The 20,296-nt window shown below is 53.6% G+C and carries 25 protein-coding genes; 22 read left to right on the plus strand and 3 right to left on the minus strand.

The window, feature by feature from the left end; genetic code table 11:
• Position 1 precedes the first annotated feature (1 nt).
• The 5 genes from KNP02_RS04790 (at position 2) to KNP02_RS04810 (ending at position 2,787) form a co-directional block, all read left to right on the plus strand.
• Positions 2–331, plus strand: coding sequence for a cytochrome C oxidase subunit IV family protein (locus KNP02_RS04790; protein ID WP_034777045.1), 330 nt, complete (start codon positions 2–4; stop codon positions 329–331).
• A gap of 134 nt (positions 332–465) precedes the next feature.
• Positions 466–1,389, plus strand: coding sequence for a cytochrome c oxidase assembly protein (locus KNP02_RS04795; protein ID WP_034777047.1), 924 nt, complete (start codon positions 466–468; stop codon positions 1,387–1,389).
• Positions 1,390–1,412: 23 nt separating this feature from the next.
• A complete protein-coding gene (locus tag KNP02_RS04800; RefSeq protein WP_034777049.1) occupies positions 1,413–1,874 on the plus strand; it encodes a DUF420 domain-containing protein in 462 nt (153 codons plus the stop codon).
• Between the two features lie 20 nt (positions 1,875–1,894).
• Positions 1,895–2,509, plus strand: coding sequence for an SCO family protein (locus tag KNP02_RS04805; protein ID WP_034777051.1), 615 nt, complete (start codon positions 1,895–1,897; stop codon positions 2,507–2,509).
• A gap of 5 nt (positions 2,510–2,514) precedes the next feature.
• Positions 2,515–2,787, plus strand: a complete 273-nt coding sequence (locus KNP02_RS04810) for a hypothetical protein (protein ID WP_128122992.1) — start codon at positions 2,515–2,517, stop codon at positions 2,785–2,787.
• A 63-nt stretch (positions 2,788–2,850) separates the two neighbouring features.
• Here KNP02_RS04810 and KNP02_RS04815 read toward each other — a convergent pair whose 3' ends face one another.
• On the minus strand, positions 2,851–3,213 hold the full coding sequence (locus KNP02_RS04815) for a YugN family protein (protein WP_021067026.1): 363 nt from the start codon (positions 3,211–3,213) through the stop codon (positions 2,851–2,853).
• Positions 3,214–3,316: 103 nt separating this feature from the next.
• The gene (locus tag KNP02_RS04820; protein ID WP_251129130.1) at positions 3,317–4,051 is read right to left on the minus strand and encodes an ATP-grasp domain-containing protein; all 735 of its coding nucleotides are present in this window, start codon (positions 4,049–4,051) and stop codon (positions 3,317–3,319) included.
• A 151-nt stretch (positions 4,052–4,202) separates the two neighbouring features.
• On the opposite strand from KNP02_RS04820, the gene KNP02_RS04825 reads away from it, so the two are divergent.
• The 5 genes from KNP02_RS04825 to KNP02_RS04845 are packed head-to-tail and all read left to right on the plus strand — an operon-like array spanning position 4,203 to position 7,007.
• Entirely contained in the window at positions 4,203–4,649 is a 447-nt protein-coding gene (locus tag KNP02_RS04825) for a YlbF/YmcA family competence regulator (RefSeq protein ID WP_034777059.1), read from the plus strand.
• Positions 4,633–4,896 (plus strand): DUF2129 domain-containing protein, encoded by a 264-nt coding sequence (locus KNP02_RS04830; protein ID WP_021067029.1) that lies wholly within the window; start codon positions 4,633–4,635, stop codon positions 4,894–4,896. Before KNP02_RS04825 ends, KNP02_RS04830 begins: the two co-directional genes overlap by 17 nt.
• Before the next feature lie 53 nt (positions 4,897–4,949).
• Positions 4,950–5,516: a 16S rRNA (guanine(966)-N(2))-methyltransferase RsmD gene (gene rsmD, locus KNP02_RS04835; RefSeq protein WP_138859659.1), complete on the plus strand. Its 567-nt coding sequence runs from the start codon at positions 4,950–4,952 to the stop codon at positions 5,514–5,516.
• 4 nt (positions 5,517–5,520) lie between these two features.
• Positions 5,521–6,018: a pantetheine-phosphate adenylyltransferase gene (coaD, locus tag KNP02_RS04840; protein WP_214707385.1), complete on the plus strand. Its 498-nt coding sequence runs from the start codon at positions 5,521–5,523 to the stop codon at positions 6,016–6,018.
• A complete protein-coding gene (locus KNP02_RS04845; RefSeq protein WP_214707387.1) occupies positions 6,015–7,007 on the plus strand; it encodes a SepM family pheromone-processing serine protease in 993 nt (330 codons plus the stop codon). Before coaD ends, KNP02_RS04845 begins: the two co-directional genes overlap by 4 nt.
• Here the strand turns inward: KNP02_RS04845 and KNP02_RS04850 are convergent.
• On the minus strand, positions 6,986–8,116 hold the full coding sequence (locus tag KNP02_RS04850) for a tRNA(Met) cytidine acetate ligase (protein ID WP_214707388.1): 1,131 nt from the start codon (positions 8,114–8,116) through the stop codon (positions 6,986–6,988). The genes KNP02_RS04845 and KNP02_RS04850 overlap by 22 nt on opposite strands.
• A gap of 157 nt (positions 8,117–8,273) precedes the next feature.
• On the opposite strand from KNP02_RS04850, the gene KNP02_RS04855 reads away from it, so the two are divergent.
• The 12 genes from KNP02_RS04855 (at position 8,274) to murG (ending at position 20,286) form a co-directional block, all read left to right on the plus strand.
• Complete coding sequence (locus tag KNP02_RS04855; RefSeq protein ID WP_034777064.1) at positions 8,274–8,801, plus strand: YceD family protein; 528 nt, start codon at positions 8,274–8,276, stop codon at positions 8,799–8,801.
• A 22-nt stretch (positions 8,802–8,823) separates the two neighbouring features.
• Positions 8,824–8,997 carry a 50S ribosomal protein L32 gene (gene rpmF, locus KNP02_RS04860; RefSeq protein WP_015881300.1) on the plus strand — a complete coding sequence of 58 codons (174 nt, stop codon included), beginning with the start codon at positions 8,824–8,826 and terminating at the stop codon, positions 8,995–8,997.
• Positions 8,998–9,105: 108 nt separating this feature from the next.
• Positions 9,106–9,945 (plus strand): 2-dehydropantoate 2-reductase, encoded by an 840-nt coding sequence (locus tag KNP02_RS04865; RefSeq protein ID WP_214707390.1) that lies wholly within the window; start codon positions 9,106–9,108, stop codon positions 9,943–9,945.
• Positions 9,939–10,298, plus strand: coding sequence for a DUF3397 domain-containing protein (locus tag KNP02_RS04870; RefSeq protein WP_214707392.1), 360 nt, complete (start codon positions 9,939–9,941; stop codon positions 10,296–10,298). The genes KNP02_RS04865 and KNP02_RS04870 overlap by 7 nt, the downstream gene beginning before the upstream one ends.
• A 24-nt stretch (positions 10,299–10,322) precedes the next feature.
• Positions 10,323–11,879: a bacillithiol biosynthesis cysteine-adding enzyme BshC gene (bshC, locus tag KNP02_RS04875; RefSeq protein WP_353047343.1), complete on the plus strand. Its 1,557-nt coding sequence runs from the start codon at positions 10,323–10,325 to the stop codon at positions 11,877–11,879.
• 168 nt (positions 11,880–12,047) lie between these two features.
• Positions 12,048–12,980 (plus strand): 16S rRNA (cytosine(1402)-N(4))-methyltransferase RsmH, encoded by a 933-nt coding sequence (gene rsmH / locus KNP02_RS04880; protein ID WP_034777067.1) that lies wholly within the window; start codon positions 12,048–12,050, stop codon positions 12,978–12,980.
• Positions 12,981–13,003: 23 nt separating this feature from the next.
• Positions 13,004–13,366: a cell division protein FtsL gene (ftsL, locus tag KNP02_RS04885; protein WP_235420168.1), complete on the plus strand. Its 363-nt coding sequence runs from the start codon at positions 13,004–13,006 to the stop codon at positions 13,364–13,366.
• A 38-nt stretch (positions 13,367–13,404) separates the two neighbouring features.
• On the plus strand, positions 13,405–15,513 hold the full coding sequence (locus tag KNP02_RS04890) for a penicillin-binding transpeptidase domain-containing protein (RefSeq protein ID WP_353047344.1): 2,109 nt from the start codon (positions 13,405–13,407) through the stop codon (positions 15,511–15,513).
• 58 nt (positions 15,514–15,571) lie between these two features.
• Positions 15,572–16,879 (plus strand): UDP-N-acetylmuramoyl-tripeptide--D-alanyl-D-alanine ligase, encoded by a 1,308-nt coding sequence (locus tag KNP02_RS04895; RefSeq protein ID WP_251129131.1) that lies wholly within the window; start codon positions 15,572–15,574, stop codon positions 16,877–16,879.
• Between the two features lie 21 nt (positions 16,880–16,900).
• On the plus strand, positions 16,901–17,860 hold the full coding sequence (gene mraY / locus KNP02_RS04900; RefSeq protein WP_034777072.1) for a phospho-N-acetylmuramoyl-pentapeptide-transferase: 960 nt from the start codon (positions 16,901–16,903) through the stop codon (positions 17,858–17,860).
• Positions 17,861–17,875: 15 nt separating this feature from the next.
• Positions 17,876–19,213 carry a UDP-N-acetylmuramoyl-L-alanine--D-glutamate ligase gene (gene murD, locus KNP02_RS04905; protein WP_251129132.1) on the plus strand — a complete coding sequence of 446 codons (1,338 nt, stop codon included), beginning with the start codon at positions 17,876–17,878 and terminating at the stop codon, positions 19,211–19,213.
• Positions 19,210–20,286 (plus strand): undecaprenyldiphospho-muramoylpentapeptide beta-N-acetylglucosaminyltransferase, encoded by a 1,077-nt coding sequence (gene murG / locus KNP02_RS04910; RefSeq protein WP_214707400.1) that lies wholly within the window; start codon positions 19,210–19,212, stop codon positions 20,284–20,286. The genes murD and murG overlap by 4 nt, the downstream gene beginning before the upstream one ends.
• The last annotated feature ends 10 nt before the right edge of the window (positions 20,287–20,296 follow it).

The raw sequence follows: 20,296 nt of genomic DNA on the forward strand, positions 1-20,296 counted from the left end.
TATGGAAAAACAACCAATGAACGAAACGCACAAACAGTTAGAACTTGAAGTAAAAGCCGAATCAAGACGCGAGTATCAACTTCAGTTGATCAGCTTCGCGATGATGATTTTGCTCACATTCGTCGCGTTCGGCGCCGTATACGCTGAACTCATGCCGGTGTGGGCGGCAGGTGGCTTCTTGATCATCCTCGCCATCATCCAAGTGTTCTTGCAGCTTTATATCTTCATGCATATGAACAACCGTGGCAACACGTGGATCGTCGGAATGATGTGGCTCGGCATCTTTGTCGCCATCATCACGGTCGCGGCCCTTCGCTTGCTCATTTGGTAAATGTGACAAAGGATTGAACATCTGTGGAAACATAGATGATTCAGTCCTTTTTGCTTTACTTCAAAAATAAAGGAATAGTAATCTTGAAGTGAACGGTTTCATCGGTTTGGGAGAGAAAGAAAAGGGGTGAAGGGATGCTCTGGAATACATCAGAGCTACTCAAACAGTTCGATTGGACGACGCTTTGGAGTCCATGGTTCGGATTGTTGATGGTAGGGTTGTACGTCCTCTATGCGGTCGTCACAGAGAGCATGGCGAAGCGAGGGTACGAGTCGACCACGTTGCTACAAAAGTTCAGCATGTTATCCGCTATTTTATTGTATTACATCGGTTTCGGTAGCCCGGTCGATGTGCTCGCGCATATCATCTTCTCGGTGCATATGTTACAGATGGTGCTCGTCTACGTGCTCGCACCGGCGCTCGTCGTGTACGGGATGCCATATTGGGTGTTTGAAAAATTATTTAGCTATAAGGTGATTGGGCCGACGCTCAAATTTATGACAAAACCTTTGATCGCACTCGTTTTGTTCAATGCATTATTCACGTTCTACCATATGCCATTCATTTTTGACTACGTGTTGACGAACTATGGTGTGCATCGCATCTTCCACGGCGCTCTCGTCGTCTTCAGTTTGACGATGTGGTATCCGGTCATTGCACCATTCCTCTCGGAAGAAGAGGAAGGCATGTCTGATTTGAAGCGGATGGTATACATCATCGCGAACGGGGTGTTGTTGACGCCGGCGTGTGCGTTCATCATCTTCAGCCAAGGCATCTTGTATGACGCCTATACAGACGCAGAAACGTTTGCGACCGTGCTCGGCTACTGTATGCCGAACGGGGACGTATCCGGCCTTGATTTGAACGCGCTCATGGGCGCGACGAACAGCGCCCTTGAAGACCAACGCTTCGGTGGGGTATTGATGAAGCTCGGTCAAGAAGTTGTCTACGGTTTCTTCTTCGGCTGGACGTTCTTCGGCTGGGTGCGCCGGACAAAATCGCTTGCGCTCGATGAAGGCATGTCGTTCACACCGCAAGAACCAAAAGAGAAAAAATGAACTAAGTCAAAGGGGAAACTACGATGAACTATCTTGCCTTGATCAGTGTGACATTCATTGTCATCAGTGCTATTTTAGTCGCAATCGGATGGACGATCATCGCGCGTGATCGTCGCAACGTCGACAAACATAAAAAAGTCATGACGGCTGCCGCGATTGCCGCGACAACATTCTTCATTCTTTACGTCTCGCGTACGATTTTTGTCGGCAATACCGCCTTCGGCGGACCTGATTCAGTGAAGCCATACTACTTGGCGTTCATGATCTTCCATATCTTACTCGCGACGACAGGCGGGGTCCTCGGCTTGATCACGCTTTACCTCGGCTATAAAAACAAAGTCGAGAAACACCGAAAAATCGGACCGAAAGCTTCGGTCGTCTGGTTCTTTACGGCAATCACAGGGGTGACGGTATACGTCCTCCTCTACGTCGCCTATGACCCAGGTGAGACGACGAACGTCTTCCGTGCCATTATCGGTGGGTGAATCGAGAGAGGGGGAAGAGGATGAAACGGAATAGCTATATGACGGTCGGTTTGACGGTCGCCATTTTGGTGGCAATCGGCGTGGCCTCGTACTTCTTATTCTTTAAAGAAGAGGACTTGCCCGTCATCCAAGAGCCGACCCCGTTCACGTTGACGAACGCGCTCGACGGTCAGTCGTACAATTCGGACAACGGTAAAGTTAAAATCGTCACGTTCTTTTACACGAACTGCCCGGACATTTGTCCGCTCACGTTGCGCGACTTCATGAAGCTCGAGCAAGAGCTGAAAGCGAACGATCTATACGGGACGGACGTTGAGCTCGTCGCCATCACGGTCGACCCGGAAGTCGATACGGTCCCCGTCTTAGAGAACTACGGGGCGGCGTTCCAAGCCGAACCGACGGGCTGGAAGATGTTGACCGGAGACAAAGCCGATATCGACCGTATCACGCGTCAGCTTCAGTTCTACTATTCGAAAGCGAACAGTGGTCTCGTCACGCATGCGACGACGATGTATATCATCGATCGCAAGCATGACGTGCGCGCGGTCGCCCAAATGGCGACGGCAGGAGAAAAACCTGTCGACATCGAAACCATTATGGAGGACGTGTTAGTACTCGCGGCAGAAAAGGAGTGAAGAAGATGAATGATACGATGGCTGTCATCGGAAATGATTATTCCTACGGAGATGTGACGATTGCCGAACGGGCGATCGAGGATTTGATCGCTTGCAGCGCGATCGAATTCGGATTGCGTGAAGTGAAAGTCGTGTCTCTGTCGAAAGAGCAATACGATTATCAAATCATCGCACCCGTCTCGCTCGTCGAGGCTGAACGCTTGTATCGGTATGTGCGTGATCAGTTCGACTTGTTGCTCGGACAGGTCGATGTGACGCTCAACGTCATCGGAGTATAAAAAATGGAGAACCCCAGCCGGGTTCTCCATTTTTTTGAGCGCACAAAAGAAAAACCCCTTCGCTTATGCAAGGGGTTTTACTTCGAGTGTCTCAGCGAGTGCGGCAAGACGACGCTCGCAATCACGGACGATTTCTTCCGGGAACTCTTCGTCGTACTCGACGCCGTGCGGGTAGTAATGTTTTCCGAGAATCGGTGTCAACATTTTAACGACCGCATGACGGTCCTCGATTTGTCCTTCAATCGCATATACCGGTAAGCGAAGGTAGAACGTCTCGCCTGTCGATTGTTTCTCGTACTTCATGTCATACGTTGCACGCTCATAGTCCCAAGCGCCTTCACGGATGAAATGATGATGATCCATGATCGTCTCGAGCAAACCGAAGCGGATCTCTTTTCCCTCGATGTGGAACTGCTCAAATTTCATCATAATCCCCCTTTTCCCTAATAAACCTCATATGTCATCATATCATATTCGAAAACGTTCTTGGAATAACGTGTGTTCAAATTGTGAAAAAAAGATGAACGCCTCAAGCCTGGGTGTCGAGGTAGTGGGCAATCTTGTCTGTAAGCCTCACACCGAGCGGCAGGAGCCCTTCCGAACCGAAGAAGACGTTGAACTCTAAAATGTAAAATTCACCGTCTGCGATGATGACGTCGAAGGCAGCGTGATTGATGTGAAGCGTCTTGGCGATGTCGAGCACTTCCGCGACGACGTTTTCCGGGATGTCGTCATACGAGAAGTGGGCACCTTGGGCGACGTTGTTCAAGAACGCTTCGCTGACGCGCCAGTACGAACCGACGACTTCTTCACCGATGACGATGATCCGTAAGTCGCGGTCATTCGGGATATATTGCTGGACGTAGAACGTCTCGTGCTTGTCGACGTATTCGAGCCAGTCCTGTTCATGCTTGATGAGCCAGACGCCTTGTCCCATCGACGACTTGGCCGTCTTGGCGACGAACGGGTACTCGAACTCTTCCAAGACGCGCTCAATCGTGTAAGGGTTTTTCCCGTAGATGAGCGTCTTCGGGATGCGGTGCGGGAACGTCGCCTTGAAGGCGCGCGTCATCTCAATCTTATCGTGCCCGAGGTGATACGTGGCCGGAGACGGGAAAATCGGTTTATTCAGTCCGTAGATGATCGAGTTGACCATCCAATATTCAGGGAACAAGACGAGGTCGGCCGCTCTTACTTTATCGAGCTGGTCGTAATAATATTCAGGTTTCGCATAGTCGGTCTTGATGCCGGCCGAACGAATCATGTTAAATGAGACTTTTTTCATAGCGAGGTGCACGGATGCACCTGTTCACTTCCTTTCTGGTTGGACGCTTCACAGTCACGTTCAATTATAAAGCCGATTGCTTACAGAGGGAATCAAATGTGTTAAAATCATGGCAGAAAGGGTGAAAGCCATGATTATTACTGAACAGACGATCGCCCTGCTCGATCAAACGGAATCGTTAGCCGATTTGATTGAAGCGAGCGAGTCGTTCCAAACATATATCGCCACGAAACAAGCGCGAGCCCAATCGGAGGAAGCGCGCCTCGTGGAACGTGAGTTCTTGCGGATGAAAGAAGATTACGAGTACGTACAGCGGTTCGGGAAACATCACCCGGACCACGATCGCATTAAAAAAGAGATGCATCTCGTCAAACGGCGTCTCGATGTCCAGCCAGAAGTGGCCGCATTTAAAAAAGCGGAACGCAGTTTAGATAAACTGCTCGGGGAAGTGAGTGAGCTGTTGGCCTTCTCGGTTTCTCCAAAAATCAAAGTCCCGACCGGAAACCCGTTCTTCGATGAAGGCGGATGTTCAGGCGGAGGAAGTTGTGGAGGCGGAAGCTGTGGATGTGCCATCTGAGACGTTTGAGTTGAATGGTCGAATCGGGTTCGTCGTCTACGTCCAATCGTTGAAGCAAGTGAAGGCGTTGCGTCGCTATGCGAACCTGTATTACGTGTCAAAGCGGGAGAAGTACGCCTTCTTGTATACCGACCTCGATGGACATGAGGCGATTCTCGAACAAGTGAGCGCGTTGCCGTTCGTCGAAGCGGTCGTCCGCAGTGAGCGGCCGTTCGTCGCGGAGACGTACGAATCGAAGCAGAAATAACACAAAGATGAAGGCGGCACCGCCTTCATCTTTTGTGGTGAAGGAGAACGGAGATGCGAGTGATTTCAGGAGAACGAAAAGGGACCCGACTCAAGGCGGTCCCTGGGTCGGCGACACGACCGACCACAGATAAAGTGAAAGAATCATTATTCAACATCATTGGCCCTTATTTCGCCGGGGGAGATGCGCTTGACCTATACGCCGGGAGCGGCGGGTTAGGGATTGAGGCGTTGTCACGGGGATGTGACCATGCCGTGTTCGTCGACAAGCAACGAAAGGCGATCCAGACGGTCACAGACAATTTGAAGACGACACACTATGAGTCAAAAGCGACGGTGTTACAACAAGACGCCCGGTCGGTCCTCGACCAACTCGTCTTAAAAGGACAGCCGTTTAAATTGATTTTTATGGATCCGCCATATCATGCGGAAGAACATGTGCCGTTTTTACACATCATTGAGTCGAACCGACTATTGACGGACAACGGGGTCGTCGTCTGCGAACATGGCAGCGATGTGACGTTACCGGATCAGGTCGGGCAGTTGGGAAAAATCAAGGTGCAGCGCTACTCGGACGTGATCACGATCAGCTTCTATGAGTATGCGGCGACCGAGGAGTGAGAACATGTCAAAACGTATCGCGATTTGCCCGGGGAGCTTTGACCCGATTACGAACGGTCATTTAGATATCATCGAGCGGGCGGCAGCCATCTTCGACGAAGTCATCGTCGCCGTGCTCGAAAATTCGAGCAAGGCACCATTGTTTAATGTAGAAGAGCGTTTGTCGCTCATCCGTGAAGTGACGACCCATTTGCCGAACGTCACCGCCGACGCGTTTGGGGGATTGCTCGTCGAATATGCAGCGAAGCGTGAGGCGGCAACGATCGTCCGGGGCCTTCGGGCCGTCTCTGATTTTGAATATGAACTTCAAATCGCATCCATCAATAAAAAGTTGAATGAGAACGTGGAGACGCTCTTTATGATGACAAACAGCCAATATTCGTTCCTAAGCTCGTCAATCGTGAAAGAAGTCGCCAAATACGGGGCGCCCGTCGCTGAACTCGTCCCTGAACAAGTCGAGCACGCCTTGCGTCAAAAGTATAAAGTGAGCCAAGGGCAATGAAGTCGCTCAAAATCGGCTTCGGGTTGCTCGTGGCCGTCTTGATTTTCTTGTTTGTGCCGCTCCCGTATTACATCACCTACCCGGGGGAAGCAACGACGATTGAAGAATTCATGACGGTCGAAGGCGGGGACAAAGAACCCGGCGAGCTACAGATGGTGACCATCTCGCAACGTCGGGCGACTCCGCTTTGGCTCGTCGGCAGTTGGTTCACGCCGTTCACCGATGCCAGCCCGGCCAGTCGATACTTGTATGAGGGAGAAGGGGAAGCAGACTACGAGCGAAGACAAGAACTGTTGATGGCATCGTCCCAGCAGGCGGCGATTCAATACGCCTATGAGTTGGCGGACGCCGACGTGACGGTTTCGTTCGAAGGGATGTATGTCTCCGCCCCAATCAGCGGGTCGCTCGCGGCGAACGTCTTGAAACCGGGTGACGTGATCACCGCCATCGACGGCCAGTCGTTCGCGTCGCGTCTCGACTTCATCGAACGTGTCGCTTCGTTCGAAGCCGGCGATGAAGTGTCCGTCACGCTCGAACGGGATGAACGGGAGCTTGAGGTCGATACGCTTATCCAGCCGCTCGACCGGACCGGCGACCGGGTCGGTCTCGGGATTTATGAACCGTTACCGATTCAAGACGTGCGCACAGTCCCGGAAGTCTCGTTCGAACTGACGAACGTCGGAGGACCTTCGGCCGGTCTTATGTTCACGCTTGAAATCTTTGATCAGTTGACACCGGGTGATTTGACAGGTGGGGCTGTGATCGCCGGTACCGGCACGGTCGATGAGACCGGGACCGTGGGACCAATCGGCGGGGCGTGGCAAAAAATCGTCGCCGCCGATCGGGCCGGTGCGTCGGTTTTCTTCGTGCCGGACGGATCAAATTACGATGAGGCGATGGAATCGCTCGACCGCCTAGACAGTGACATCAAAGTCGTTCCGGTCAAGACGGTCGAGGAGGCCATCGATTATTTGGAGTCAATGAATTGAGGGGTTTGTACGTGTTCGACGAGTGACCGATTTCCGAGAGGAAGGCGATACGCCTCGGTCACTCGAGCTTCGAACGCAAGGTCAGGATGGTACTTGCTCATGAGCGGTACGTCTTTTTTTATGCCTTTCAACACGGTTCGTCCAATCGCGTTGAACGCGAGCGGGCGGACGTAAGGCACCTCATCGAAACGCTCTGGCAGCTCATCGCGGCGCCAATGGACGAGAACAGAGACGAGAGCACGTTGAATGGCGGTCCGAGTGTAGCGTCTCGTCAACAGTCGAGCGAGCGCCTGCTCGAACGTCGGCTCGAGACCGGCTTGAATCAAACGCGGTGATAACGAACTGTCGATGCCGACAAGTTGGTCGAGTACGTCTTTCGGGGTCGTCCGTAACTTGTACTGCAAGACGGGCCAATAGAGTGACCAGTGTGCCATCGACACGTCCGCAAACAGGGCTCTCGTGGCGTCAGGGACGGCCCGGACCATACCTGTCTCCAAGTAGTGGCCGCGCACCCCCGTGGCCGACATGACGTCTGAGACGCTTGGGTCATGGTATCCCGCACCGAGGCGACGAATCGTATGGAGCTCGATCGTCGTCGCCGCTTTCGCATAGTGATAGGCGAGGATATTGTTCGGGAGCGTCAAGTCGAAATCGGGATAGAGCGCACCGAACGCCTCACTCGACGCTTTGGCCGAGGATCGTCCTTGGTCAAGCGCTTCTTTTAGTGCCGTCTGATAAGCTGGCGTCGCCTCGATGTTTGCGGCCGCGGCCCGTTTCACGGCTGTGATGTCTCCGCTCTCGCTTCCGAACGACAGCGTTTGGCACTGCATGCGTTCGGCGATGGCGACGGCGGCGCTTGCGAACCGGTCGGCACGTTGTACCCCGTAACGGGTCGGCAGTTCCACGACGAGGTCAATCGCGCCCGTCTGGACGGCCGCTTTCGCGCGGCTCCATTTGTCGAACGCCGCCGGTTCCCCGCGTTGGGTGAACTGGGCGCTCATGACGGCGATGACGGCATCGGCGCCCGTTTCGATCCGTGCTCGTTCAGCTTGATGGAGATGCCCGTTATGGAACGGGTTGTACTCAGCGATGATGGCCGTTTTTCGCATAAAATTACTCCTTTGCATTGTCGATTGGATTGGTGTAAGATGGATAAGTACGCTTTGGCAAAGCGCCGTCGTCAACTGATTTTAGTGTAAAGAAAAAACATTGACAAAACAAGTTGGCCTATCTATAATTCATATTGTTGCAATTGAGGTGATTCGGATGAAGTGGTCTATTGCACAGCTACTTAAGCTACGAAACCAGGGTGACAGTTTTGCCATCGATGAGATGGTCGAACTACCAGAGCTTACTCAGCTCCATCCGGATATCCGTTCGATTCGCCCGGTGCATGTGCACGGGGATGCGTCGTTCACATCTAATCAAGTTACATTCAATTTGAAGGTTCAAGGTGACCTGACGTTGCCAGATGCGCGTACGTTGGACGATGTCATCTATGAATTTGATATTGAATCGCTCGAGCCTTTCTTTTTGGAGAATGGGCGTTATACGGAGCAATTCGATGATGTCAATTTGCCAGAAGGAAATACGATTGATCTGCGACCAATCGTAAGAGAGCTCATCATGTTAGACGTCCCGATGCAAGTTTTCGGGAACGAAACAGACAAAACTCAGGTTGAAGGGGAAGGCTGGTCCGTCATTGACGAGCAGCCGGACGACCAACCAAAAATTGACCCGCGCCTCGCGGGCCTCGCCGACTTGTTCTCTAAAAAAGAGGACGAGAACGGCTAACTTTTCAAGGAGGTGGACAACGATGGCAGTACCATTCCGTAGAACGTCGAAAACTCGCAAACGTCTTCGTCGTACTCACTTCAAACTCAACGTACCTGGTATGAACGAGTGCCCGAACTGTGGCGAAATGAAGCTTTCTCACCGTGTATGCAAATCTTGCGGACACTACAACGGTAAAGAAGTAACAAGCAAATAATGCGAAAAGAAGCGGTCTCCTCGGAGATCGCTTCTTTTTTTTCTTTTTGGGTCGTGGAAACAGATTGTGGTAAACTTTTGAGTGCAGACTAGACGTGGAGGGATGGCAATGAAGCCGATTAAACGAATTGGGATTATCGGGAACGGCGCCGTCGGCATGCTGATGGCTTCGCTGTTCGAACCGGATTACACGGTGACGCTCTATGGCCGTGTCGACGAGGCGACGACCGTGACGATCGAACGAATCGGCGTCACGAACGGGACGGCTCATGTAAGCCTTTGTCCGGTGACGACACTCGTCGAGTCGGAGCAGGACGTTTTTTTTGTGACGACGAAAGCACACCAGGTCGAGGCGGCGACGGAACGATTGTCAGGGGACGTGCCCGTCTTCATCTGTTCGAACGGGATTGCCCATCTCGACTACGCACGGAAACGAGGGTTTCATCTCGGCGTGGTCGAACATGGCGTGAGCCGCGACGGCGACCGGCTCCAGCATACCGGGCTCGGGCGCATCCGGATTGGCAGCCTCGGCTCGCTCGAAGAGATGTCGTTCAACGCATCTCCACTCGATGTCGTCTGGGAAGCAGACATCGACCAAGTCGTCACCGAGAAGCTATTCGCGAACGCGATCATCAATCCGATCACAGCGCTCTGTCGTGTCGAAAATGGTGCGGTCGCTTCGCCGCCTTGCCGTGACATCGCCGATGCCGTCTATGCGGAATTGTCCACATTGTTCGACCGGCACGTGCCTTATACATATATCGAGACCATCATTGAAAAAACGGCCCATAACCGGTCTTCCATGTTACGTGACATCGAAGCAGGGCGCCAGACCGAGGTCGACGCCATCTTGACACCGCTGTTGAAACGGGCCGACGAGCGAGGCATCACGTTAACCGTCATTCCCGTCCTACAAAAATTAATTTTAGGAGCGAGCGTATCGTGCTAGTGTATATCGTTTCATTTCCACTCGTCATTTGGTTTATGGTGTATATGATACTTAGAAAAATTATGCCGAAATCGGTTAATACGTTCAAACTCGTCTGTGATGCCGGCGTGGTCCTATGGTTCTACGCGTGTGGGATTTTGCTCGAGGCGATTGTCGGGGTCGATGTGTTCTGGCTGCTGCTAGCCGTCTGTGCCGCCATCTTCCCTGCCAACGCTATTTGGCAGCGGGTGCGTCATAAGGATGTCGTCTATTCGAAGATGTTCGTGCACGGGTGGCGCCTATTGTTTTTGTTGCTCGTCCCGGCCCACTTCGTCTTGTTCACGATCGGCATCGCACGCGAGATGATGTATTAATCGTTTGAAAGGAAGTCGTTATACGTGAGGATAGAGTCGCTAGATGCCATGTACGCCCCGTCGTCTCCGATGATGCAGGTGGAGACAGGCTATTCGAAATGGCTGGACTATAAAGGAATGGACGAACTCGAGGCGAGGGCTGACGAACTGACCGGACGTTCGTTCACGCATTTGCCCGCGCTTGTAACTATATTGCGAGACCAACAAACCGTCCACGGTCCGATCTCTCCCGCGCTCGAATCAAAGCTCGACGCGTTGGCTCGAGGTGAGGCGTTGACGATGGTGACCGGACAGCAAGTCGGGGTATTCGGTGGTCCGTTGTTCGCGGTGTATAAACTGTTGACCGTGATCAAAAAAGCCAAACAGGCAGAAGCGAAACTGAACAAACCGGTCATCCCGATCTTTTGGATGGCGACCGAGGATCACGACTATGCGGAAATCAACCACGTGTTCGTGAGCCAACCGTTGTCGCGGCAATTGCGTAAAGAGGCGCTATCGACGGTCCCGCTCGCCGGCAAGGCATCGATCGGGGAGTTAGAATTCGATCGACTGAAAATTGAGCTCGTGCAAATGCTACAGCGTGTGCTGTTATCAGAGACGGAGACGCCATACACGACGACACTTTATCATGAGCTCGTCGCCGTGCTCCAAGCGAGCCATTCGTTCGCCGAATTTTTCGGGCGGATGATGCGCCGGTTCGTCGGAGAAGACTTCATCCTGTTCGACCCGCACCAACCGGAAGTCCGGGCGCTCGAGCGCGACGCATTCAAGCGGTTGATTCGTGAACACGATCGTCTGAACACGGCGCTACGAGAGGCTTTCGAGGATGGCATGCCACACGTCGACTTGAACCGGGACGCGGCCCATCTGTTCTATCACGACGGCACACGCGAGTTGTTGACGAAACAAGACGGGGTGTTCACGACGAAACGAGGCCATCGATTCACCGAGGCCGAGTTGCTGCAACAAGTCGAGGAGCACCCGGAGCGGTTCTCGAACAACGTCGTGTCACGTCCGCTCATGCAAGACTTCTTGTTCCCGACGCTCGCTTATATCGCCGGTCCGGGGGAAATCGCCTACTGGCTTCAGTTGCGCCCGCTGTTCCATCTCTTTGGTTGGAACATGCCGCTCCTCATCCCACGGCTCGGGGCCGTCCTCGTTTCGACGAACGATGAGAAGAAGCTTGCCCAAGAAGGCGTGACGCTCGTCGATTACTTGACGAACCCGTTGCCGGACCATACGTTCGATGACGAGGCGTTCGACCAGAGTCTTTACGCCTATCGAACGCTCACGGAAGCGCTCGGTCGCGAAGCCGGGAAGCGGGGCCATCGATTTGACGCCAAGGCGCGACACGTACTTGATCGGCTCGCTGACGAGATGCGGGCCGAGGCGAAACGTGACCAATATCGGTTGAACAGTCGGCGGATTCATCTGTCGACAAGGCTCTTACCGATGGATGCGCCACAAGAACGGATCTGGTCGATGGTACCGCTCTTGAATCGTCATGGCCTCGATGTGTTCAAACGGCTATTTGCCGCCTACGAACAGTCTGAATCGGAGCGATGTCTCGTTAAACTGTAAAATAAATACCAATGTTTTTTGATGGTTCCCTGAGCAATCAGGGAATCTTTTTTGTTTGTTACCTTTTTGTTTCCTCTTTTCGCTAAAAACCTATGCGGCGCTTGACATTTTTATGATAAAGTAAACGTAATAAAATAGTTGAAAAATGTAGGTTGAGAGGGTTTTTGTATGTTTGAGCATGAAACGGTTTTAAAAATGGAGTCCATTGAGGGATTGAATATTAAGCCAGACGGGATTTATGTCGATTGTACGTTAGGAGGAGCCGGTCACAGCGAAGAGATTGTCAAGCGTTTGACGACAGGCCATCTGTACGCCTTTGACCAAGACGACGTCGCGCTCAAGCACGCGAGTGAGCGGTTGGCTCCATATGAGGACCGGGTTACGTTCATTAAAAGCAACTTCGTCCATTTGAAAGATGAACTGCTGGCACGTGGAATCACCCAGGTCGATGGGGTATTGTTTGACCTTGGCGTGTCTTCGCCGCAGCTCGATGAGGCCGAACGTGGCTTTAGCTACAATTACGACGCGCCGTTAGATATGCGCATGGACCGTTCGCGTGAGCTATCGGCTTACCATGTCGTCAACGAATGGCCGTTCGGGGACCTTGCCCGCATCTTCTTTACATACGGGGAAGAGAAATTCTCGAAACAGATCGCCCGCAAGATCGAGCAAGCCCGTGCCGTCAAGCCGATCGAGACGACGTTTGAACTCGTTGAGTTGATTAAAGACGCGATTCCGGCGCCGGCACGACGAAAAGGCGGACACCCTGCGAAACGAACGTTCCAGGCGATCCGCATCGCCGTCAATGATGAATTGAACGTGTTCGACCGCGCCGTCCAAGACGCGATCGATCTACTCGCCATCGGTGGACGGATTTGTGTCATCACGTTCCACTCGTTAGAAGATCGGATTTGTAAGCAAGTCTTCAAAGAGAGAAGCCAGCATCCGCCGTTACCACCAGGATTGCCGGTCATCCCGAAAGAGTTTGAACCCGAGTTGAAGTTGATCACGCGCAAGCCGATCACGGCCGGGGACGTTGAACTTGAAGACAACCGCCGGGCCCGTTCAGCCAAGCTTCGGGTCGCAGAAAAACAAAAATAGACTGTACGTAGGAGGGATACCTGATGCCAGAAGCTGCTCGCAAGGCTTTGCAGCCTCAAATTTCGCCGAATCGCAATCCGATTCCGCAAGAACGACCAATACCAGCTCCAAAACGACGTACGTTGACTTTGTTCGAATCCATCCTGTACCCGACCATGATCTGTTCAGTTGTCTTGTTCGGTGGTATCACGGTATCGAAACATAACGAAGCGTACAACATCATGCGCGACACGGCTCTGATCACACAAGAGACGAATACGATCGCGAAAGAGAATGAAGAATTGAAGTATGAGATCGCCCAACTAAGCTCACCTGAGAGAATCTATGCGATTGCTGAAAAGCTCGGAATGCAATTCAATGAGAACAACGTCAAGGTGATTGACTGATGAATTCTCTACAACAGAGTAAAAAAAGAGTGGCGTGGGTGGCGATTGTTTGCTTCACACCACTCTTTTTATTTTTTGTCGGTTGGTTCCTTTATTTGTCCGTCTTCCAGACGTACAAAGGGGAAAACATGCTCGCCTTCGCCGAGGAAGAACGCTGGAAAGCGGTCAGTACGTTAAAAGCGGAGCGGGGCGAGATTTTTGATCGGTTTGGACAACCAATCGCCATCAACATCCCGTCGTACCGAGTCGTGGCCGTGTTGAAGCTCGGCGGCGAGCGGGTAGAAAACAAGACGCTCATGCCCGAAGCGTTTCCTGAGGCCGCGAAGCAACTTGCGACTGTGCTTCCGATGACGGAAGGTGACATCTTGAAACGGCTCGAGCAAAACAAAGACCGTGGACAAATCGAGTTCGGCGTGCCGGGTCGTGATTTGACGGTCGAACAAAAAGAAGAGATTGAAACGTTCAAGATTCCCGGGATCACGTTCGTCGAAGAACCGAAACGCTATTATCCGAACAAAGTGTTCGCATCAAGCGTCGTCGGATACGCCCAAAAGATTGACCAGAATGGGCGGATCGAACTCGTCGGAGAACTCGGGATTGAAAAGTCACTCAATGACGTCTTGAGCGAGTCGTATGGGCTGTATCGGTTCGAGAAAGATTTGGCCGGCCGTCAACTCGTCTCGAGTGACGAGCAATTGAAGGTTGACCCGGAAGATGGGGCGGACGTCCAACTGACGATCGATCACCGCATTCAACAGCTGCTCGATACGAAGATGGAAGAGCTGTATAAAGAGTACAAGCCGAAGAACGCGACGGCGATCATTATGGACCCGAAGACCGGCGAAATCATCGCCTTGTCGGACCGCCCATCATTCGATCCGAACACGCGTGAAATCAGCTCATACAGCAACTTCTCGGTATCGTCCCGCTTCGAGCCGGGGTCGACGATGAAGATCTTCACGTTGGCCGCTGCCATCAACGAAGGTGTCTACAACCCGAACGAACTGTACAAGTCGGGTTCATATAAGTATGGCAAGACCGTATTCAATGATTACAACATTACCGGATGGGGTACGATTCCTATGGTAGAAGGTGTCTGGCACTCGTCGAACGTCGCCTTTTCGATATTGGCGAACGAACGGCTCGGACTCAGTCGCTACGAGGATTATTTCAAAGCGTTCAAGTTCGACCAACGCACGGGCGTCGATTTACCGGGCGAGGTCAACAGCCAGTTCGATTTCGAGAGCCCGCTCAACGTCTTGATCACAGCATGGGGTCAATCGACGGCCGTCACGCCAATGCAAATCTTGCAAGCGACGTCGGCCATCGCGACCGATGGGACGATGAAGCAACCTCATGTCATTAAAAAAGTCGTGAACCGTGAGACGGGCGAGACGATTCGGACGACGAATCCGAAAGTCGTCGGGCAACCGATCACGGCCGAAGCGGCAAAACAGACGCGGGAAGCACTTGACGGCGTCGTCAATAGTGACGTCGGGACGGGGCAATTGTACGCCCTTGACAACTACCGCGTCATCGGGAAAACCGGGACCGCGCAAATCGCGGAGAACGGGAAGTATTTGAGTGGACAATATATCCATTCGTTCGTCGGCATGGCGCCGGAGGACGATCCAGAACTCGTCATGTATATCGCCGTCGACCGTCCGAACAGCGACTCGTCGACGACGGGACCACGCATCATGGCACCGCTGTTCAAAGACGTGATGGACGTCGCGCTCCGTTACCGGAGTGTCGAGCCAGACAAACAGGCGAAGACGATCGATGCGTCGACGAAGACGACAGAGTCATTCGTCGGGCAAGGCCGTGACGAGGCGGTGAAGGCGGCCAAGGCGGCGGCATTCACACCGGTGTCACTCGGCAGTGGCGAAACGGTCATCGCGCAAAGTCCGGTCGAGGGTCAACCGTACGTCGTCGGCGAGCGCTTGCTGTTGAAGACGGATGAGTCGTTCAAGATGCCGGTCTTGAAAGGTTGGTCGCTCCGTGATGTGAAACGGTTGGCGACACTTTACCAATTGAATTTAGAAATAGACGGTACCGGCTTCGTCACGTCCCAGTCGATTGGGAAAGGCAAGCCCGTCAAGACCGGGGCGACGTTAAAAGTGAAGCTCCAGTCACCGTCGAACTAACGCAAAGGGATGAAGAGGGCCTCGGCTCTCTTTTCCTTTGTCACAGGAGGAAATGGTTATGGAACAGTTGACGATACAAACACTCGCATCTTGGTTCGGCATGAAGACAGATGATACGCGTGAGGTGCGCCACGTCGCAACCGACTCGCGAGACGATAACGCCGACGGCTTGTTCGTCCCAATCATCGGGGCGCGTGTCGATGGACACGATTATATCGAGGCTGCCGTCAAACAAGGTGCGATCGTGACGTTTTGGGAGCAAGACCGGCCGTTGCCGGAAGGGATTGTCGCCATTCCGGTCGCATCGCCGCTTCAGGCGCTTCAAGAGGCGGCAGCCCGCCACTTGGCAGAGATTGATCCAAAAGTCGTCGCCATCACCGGATCGAACGGAAAGACCTCGACGAAAGATATGATCGCCGTCGTGCTCGGCGAGACGTTTAAGACACACAAGACGGCAGGCAATTTCAACTCGGATGTCGGCTTGCCGCTCACCGTGTTACGGATGCCACGCGATACGGAAGTCGCCGTCCTCGAGATGGGGATGAACGGATTCGGTCAAATTGAATTGTTGTCGAAGCTCGCTAAACCGGATATCGCTTTCGTCACGAATATCGGAGAGTCGCACGGAGAACAAGTCGGGGGGCGCGAAGGGATCGCGAAGGCGAAACTCGAGATCAAAGCCGGTCTGAAACCGGATGGCGTCTTGATCGTCGATGCCGACGAGCCGCTCCTCAGTGAAGCTGGCGGGTACCGCGTCGGTTATGAGGCGACGGCTGACGGGAAGCTCGAGGTCGTGGAGGCGACGTTCGATGCTTCGATTTTCCGTTACAACAACGACTTATATGAATTGAAAGTGCTCGGCGCCCATCAAATCCGCAACGCCGCCTATGCGATCGCTTGCGGACTCAAGTTCGGATTGGGACACGATACGATCCAACGCGGACTCGATCGGGTCCAGTTGACATCGATGCGGATGGAGAAGCGGATGTTCGGTGATGCGCACTTGATCAATGATGCCTATAACGCCAGCCCGACTTCGATGATCGCCGCCATCGAGACGATGAAAACACTTGAAGGGTTCACGCGGCGTGTCCTCGTCCTCGGTGACATGTATGAACTTGGCGCAGATGAAGTCACGCAACACGAAAGTGTCGGCCGTGTCATCACGGCCCCGGTCACGGATTGCGTGCTCATCGGAGAGAAGGCGAAATGGATTGCGAACGGCATTACCGACCCGCGTGTGAACGTGACAACGGTGCCGACCGTCGAGGAAGCGAAAGTGCTTCTCGGCAGTTATCAACGCCCCCAGACTGTGATATTGTTAAAAGCATCGCGAGGACTGGCGCTTGAGCGCTTAGTTCAATAAAGAGAGTAGTGAGGTACGAACATGCTAATCAGTTTAATCGTCTTAATCAGTTCATTATTGACCGTATTGGTCGTCATGCCGCGGGCCATCCCGGCACTGCGTAACTTAAAGTTTGGCCAAGAAATCCGTGACGAAGGTCCGGGTTGGCATCAAAAGAAATCAGGCACTCCGACGATGGGAGGCATCGTCATCTTGCTCGCCCTCATCATCGGATTCCTCGTCTCGGTCGTCTTCGGAGAAGCCGTCGCCGGATTCGGGACGCTCTTGTTCGTGACACTCGCCTTCGGTGTGATCGGCTTCCTTGACGACTACATCAAAGTCGTCAACAAACGTAACCTCGGTTTGACATCGCTCCAGAAATTGATCGGTCAAATCGTCGTCTCCGTCCTGTTCGTCTGGTTCCTCTCACTCGGTGGGGAGCTCGACACGACGATTCAAATCCCGTTCACCTCGATCGCGTTTGAAACGGGTTGGTTCTATGTGGCCATCGTCATCTTCTGGCTTGTCGGTTTCTCGAACGCGGTCAACTTGACGGACGGTCTCGACGGTCTCGTCTCGTTCTCGGCCATCCCGACGTTCGCCTTCTTCGGCATCTATGCCCTCGGGCAAGACGAAGCCGGAATTGCTTGGTTCGCCTTCAGTGCCGTCGGCGCCTTGCTCGGTTTCCTCGTCTTCAATAAATATCCGGCAAAAATCTTCATGGGCGACACGGGGTCGCTCGCCCTCGGCGGTGCGGTCGCAGGTCTCGCCCTCATGCTCAAACTCGAGTTGTTGCTCGTCTTTGTCGGTATCATCTTTGTCATCGAGACGCTCAGCGTCATCTTGCAAGTGCTCTCGTTCAAGACGACGGGCAAACGAATCTTTAAGATGAGCCCGATCCATCACCATTTCGAAATGGTCGGTTGGTCAGAATGGCGCATCGTCTTGACGTTCGGTGGAATTAGTTTGATCACGGCAGTCTTGTCGTTACTACTCATGTAATGGATGGTGGAAGACATGCAACAACAGTGGAACGATAAACGAGTCCTCGTACTCGGCGCGGCACGGAGCGGCATCGCCGCTGCCGCTTACTTAAGAAATGTCGGCGCGAACGTGACCATCAATACCGGGAGCGAACCGTCAACGGAAGAACGGATGAAAATCAAAGCGCTCGGCATCAACGGCGTCTTCGGTTCCCATCCGCTCGAATTGCTCGACACGACGGACATGATCGTCAAAAATCCGGGTATCCCGTATCACATCCCGCTCCTCCAAGCAGCGCTTGAGCGGAACATCCCGATCTATACAGAAGTGGAGCTGGCCTACTTGGCGACCGATGCCACGTTTGTCGCCATCACCGGTTCGAACGGGAAGACGACGACGACGACGCTCGTCCACGAATTGCTCAAAGGGGGAAGTCGTCCGGTGCATGTGGCAGGGAATATCGGTTTCCCGGCCATCGAAGTGGCATCGAAAGCGAAGCAGGGTGACGTCATCGTCATCGAGCTGTCGAGCTTCCAACTGATGGGCGTCGAACAGTTCCATCCGCAAGCGGCGGCACTGTTGAACTTGTCACCGGCGCATTTGGATTACCACGGCGACTTTGACTCGTATGCCGATGCCAAAGGAAACTTGTTCCGGAACATGACGGCCGCAGACCGTGTCGTCGTCAAAGGCAGCGACACGGAAGTGATGAAACGTGTCCCGTCCGGTCTTCCCGCCTCAATGTTCGGTTACGACAGTGGAGACGCACACGTAGTGGACGGTTGGATCACGCTTCATGGAGAACCGGTCATCCGCGTCGAGGACCTTGCCCTTGGTGGGGCCCATAACGTCGAGAACGTGTTGGCAGCCTTGTTGCTCGTCGAACCGTTCGACATTCCGCGAGCACACATCGAACGCGTCCTTCAGACGTTCGGCGGAGTGGCCCACCGTACAGAGAGCCTCGGGCGAGTGCTCGGCCGCCGGGTGTATAACGACTCGAAAGCGACGAACAACGTGGCCGCCGAAGCCGCATTGAACGGTTTCGAGGCCCCGATCGTCTGGGTGTGCGGAGGACTCGAACGTGGCGCCGACCTCACTTCTCTCGTTCCGGCGCTCGGCCGGGTCAAAGCGATTGTCGCTTATGGCGAGACAGCAGAGCGGTTCAAGTCGTTAGGTGAGGCCGAGCAGATTCCGTCGTTCGCGGTCGCTACGCTCGAGGCGGCGGTCCCGCTCGCGTTCGAACAGTCGGCGACTGATGACGTGATCTTATTATCGCCGGCTTGTGCAAGTTGGGATCAATATAAGACGTTCGAAGAGCGCGGCGAACATTTCGCCCGACTCGTGAATGCATATGAGGAGGCCAATCGATGAAAGTTATGATTTCTGGTGGAGGGACGGGTGGACACATCTACCCGGCACTCGCTCTTCTCGACACACTCAAAGCGAGGCACCCGAACCTCGAGGTGCTTTATATCGGGACTGAGAACGGTCTCGAGGCTGACCTCGTTCCACGGGCGGGCGTCCCGTTCAAATCGATCCGGATTGCCGGACTAAAACGTTCTCTATCGCTCGACAACATCAAGACGGCGTATTGGTTCATTCAATCCGTCCTCACGTTACGTAAAGAGATGAAGACGTTTCGTCCGGATGTCGTCATCGGAACGGGCGGCTTCGTCTCAGGACCGGTCGTCTTTACGGCACAGCAGCTCGGAATTCCGACCATCTTGCATGAACAGAACAGCATCCCGGGCTTGACGAACAAGTTCCTCTCGAAGAAAGCCGACCGCGTCGCCTTGTCGTTCGCCGGTTCTGAGTCGCAGTTTCCCGGAGCCAACGTTCGCGTCATCGGGAACCCGCGTGGGAGCGAAGTGTTGAAGACGACCGTAGATGAGGCGGCCGTCCGTGCCAAGTACGGGATCGATGAGCGGCCGATCATCTTGATTTACGGCGGAAGCCGCGGGGCAGAAGCAATCAATCGCGCTGTCATCGAAGCTATTCCCGAGCTCGCGGCTGAACCGGTGAACGTGCTCTACGTGACCGGGAACGTGCACTACGACAACGTCGTGGCCACCGCGCCAACAGCTGAAAACGTCCATGTCTTGCCATACGTCTACGATATGCCTGAGCTTCTCGCTTGCGCGAGCCTCGTCGTGTCACGGGCCGGCGCGTCGACGATCTCGGAGTTGACCGCGCTCGGTCTACCGAGCATCTTGATTCCGAGCCCGTATGTGACGGCCGATCATCAGACGAAAAATGCGTCAGCCCTCGTTGAGAGCGGCGCGGCCGAATTGATCAAAGAAGGAGACTTGACGGGCGAGACACTCGTCAAGTCGATCCGTCACGTATTGGCACATCATACTGAGATGGCAGAAGCATCGAAACGGCTAGGATTCCCGCAAGCTGCGGAATCACTCGCCGACCTCGTCGAAGAAGTCCGCCGATAAAGGAGAATAG

Origin of the sequence: Exiguobacterium sp. s40, from assembly GCF_018617905.1 — a bacterium.
Classification (GTDB): domain Bacteria; phylum Bacillota; class Bacilli; order Exiguobacteriales; family Exiguobacteriaceae; genus Exiguobacterium; species Exiguobacterium mexicanum_A.

Excerpts from the sequence above, each read along its gene's own strand:
- KNP02_RS04790 (WP_034777045.1), top strand. The coding sequence starts at position 2 with ATGGAAAAACAACCAATGAACGAAACGCACAAACAGTTAGAACTTGAA.
- KNP02_RS04795 (WP_034777047.1), top strand. The coding sequence starts at position 466 with ATGCTCTGGAATACATCAGAGCTACTCAAACAGTTCGATTGGACGACG.
- KNP02_RS04800 (WP_034777049.1), top strand. The coding sequence starts at position 1,413 with ATGAACTATCTTGCCTTGATCAGTGTGACATTCATTGTCATCAGTGCT.
- KNP02_RS04805 (WP_034777051.1), top strand. The coding sequence starts at position 1,895 with ATGAAACGGAATAGCTATATGACGGTCGGTTTGACGGTCGCCATTTTG.
- KNP02_RS04810 (WP_128122992.1), top strand. The coding sequence starts at position 2,515 with ATGAATGATACGATGGCTGTCATCGGAAATGATTATTCCTACGGAGAT.
- KNP02_RS04815 (WP_021067026.1), bottom strand. The coding sequence starts at position 3,213 with ATGAAATTTGAGCAGTTCCACATCGAGGGAAAAGAGATCCGCTTCGGT.
- KNP02_RS04820 (WP_251129130.1), bottom strand. The coding sequence starts at position 4,051 with ATGATTCGTTCGGCCGGCATCAAGACCGACTATGCGAAACCTGAATAT.
- KNP02_RS04825 (WP_034777059.1), top strand. The coding sequence starts at position 4,203 with ATGATTATTACTGAACAGACGATCGCCCTGCTCGATCAAACGGAATCG.
- rsmD (WP_138859659.1), top strand. The coding sequence starts at position 4,950 with ATGCGAGTGATTTCAGGAGAACGAAAAGGGACCCGACTCAAGGCGGTC.
- coaD (WP_214707385.1), top strand. The coding sequence starts at position 5,521 with ATGTCAAAACGTATCGCGATTTGCCCGGGGAGCTTTGACCCGATTACG.
- KNP02_RS04845 (WP_214707387.1), top strand. The coding sequence starts at position 6,015 with ATGAAGTCGCTCAAAATCGGCTTCGGGTTGCTCGTGGCCGTCTTGATT.
- KNP02_RS04850 (WP_214707388.1), bottom strand. The coding sequence starts at position 8,116 with ATGCGAAAAACGGCCATCATCGCTGAGTACAACCCGTTCCATAACGGG.
- KNP02_RS04855 (WP_034777064.1), top strand. The coding sequence starts at position 8,274 with ATGAAGTGGTCTATTGCACAGCTACTTAAGCTACGAAACCAGGGTGAC.
- rpmF (WP_015881300.1), top strand. The coding sequence starts at position 8,824 with ATGGCAGTACCATTCCGTAGAACGTCGAAAACTCGCAAACGTCTTCGT.
- KNP02_RS04865 (WP_214707390.1), top strand. The coding sequence starts at position 9,106 with ATGAAGCCGATTAAACGAATTGGGATTATCGGGAACGGCGCCGTCGGC.
- rsmH (WP_034777067.1), top strand. The coding sequence starts at position 12,048 with ATGTTTGAGCATGAAACGGTTTTAAAAATGGAGTCCATTGAGGGATTG.
- ftsL (WP_235420168.1), top strand. The coding sequence starts at position 13,004 with ATGCCAGAAGCTGCTCGCAAGGCTTTGCAGCCTCAAATTTCGCCGAAT.
- KNP02_RS04895 (WP_251129131.1), top strand. The coding sequence starts at position 15,572 with ATGGAACAGTTGACGATACAAACACTCGCATCTTGGTTCGGCATGAAG.
- mraY (WP_034777072.1), top strand. The coding sequence starts at position 16,901 with ATGCTAATCAGTTTAATCGTCTTAATCAGTTCATTATTGACCGTATTG.
- murD (WP_251129132.1), top strand. The coding sequence starts at position 17,876 with ATGCAACAACAGTGGAACGATAAACGAGTCCTCGTACTCGGCGCGGCA.
- murG (WP_214707400.1), top strand. The coding sequence starts at position 19,210 with ATGAAAGTTATGATTTCTGGTGGAGGGACGGGTGGACACATCTACCCG.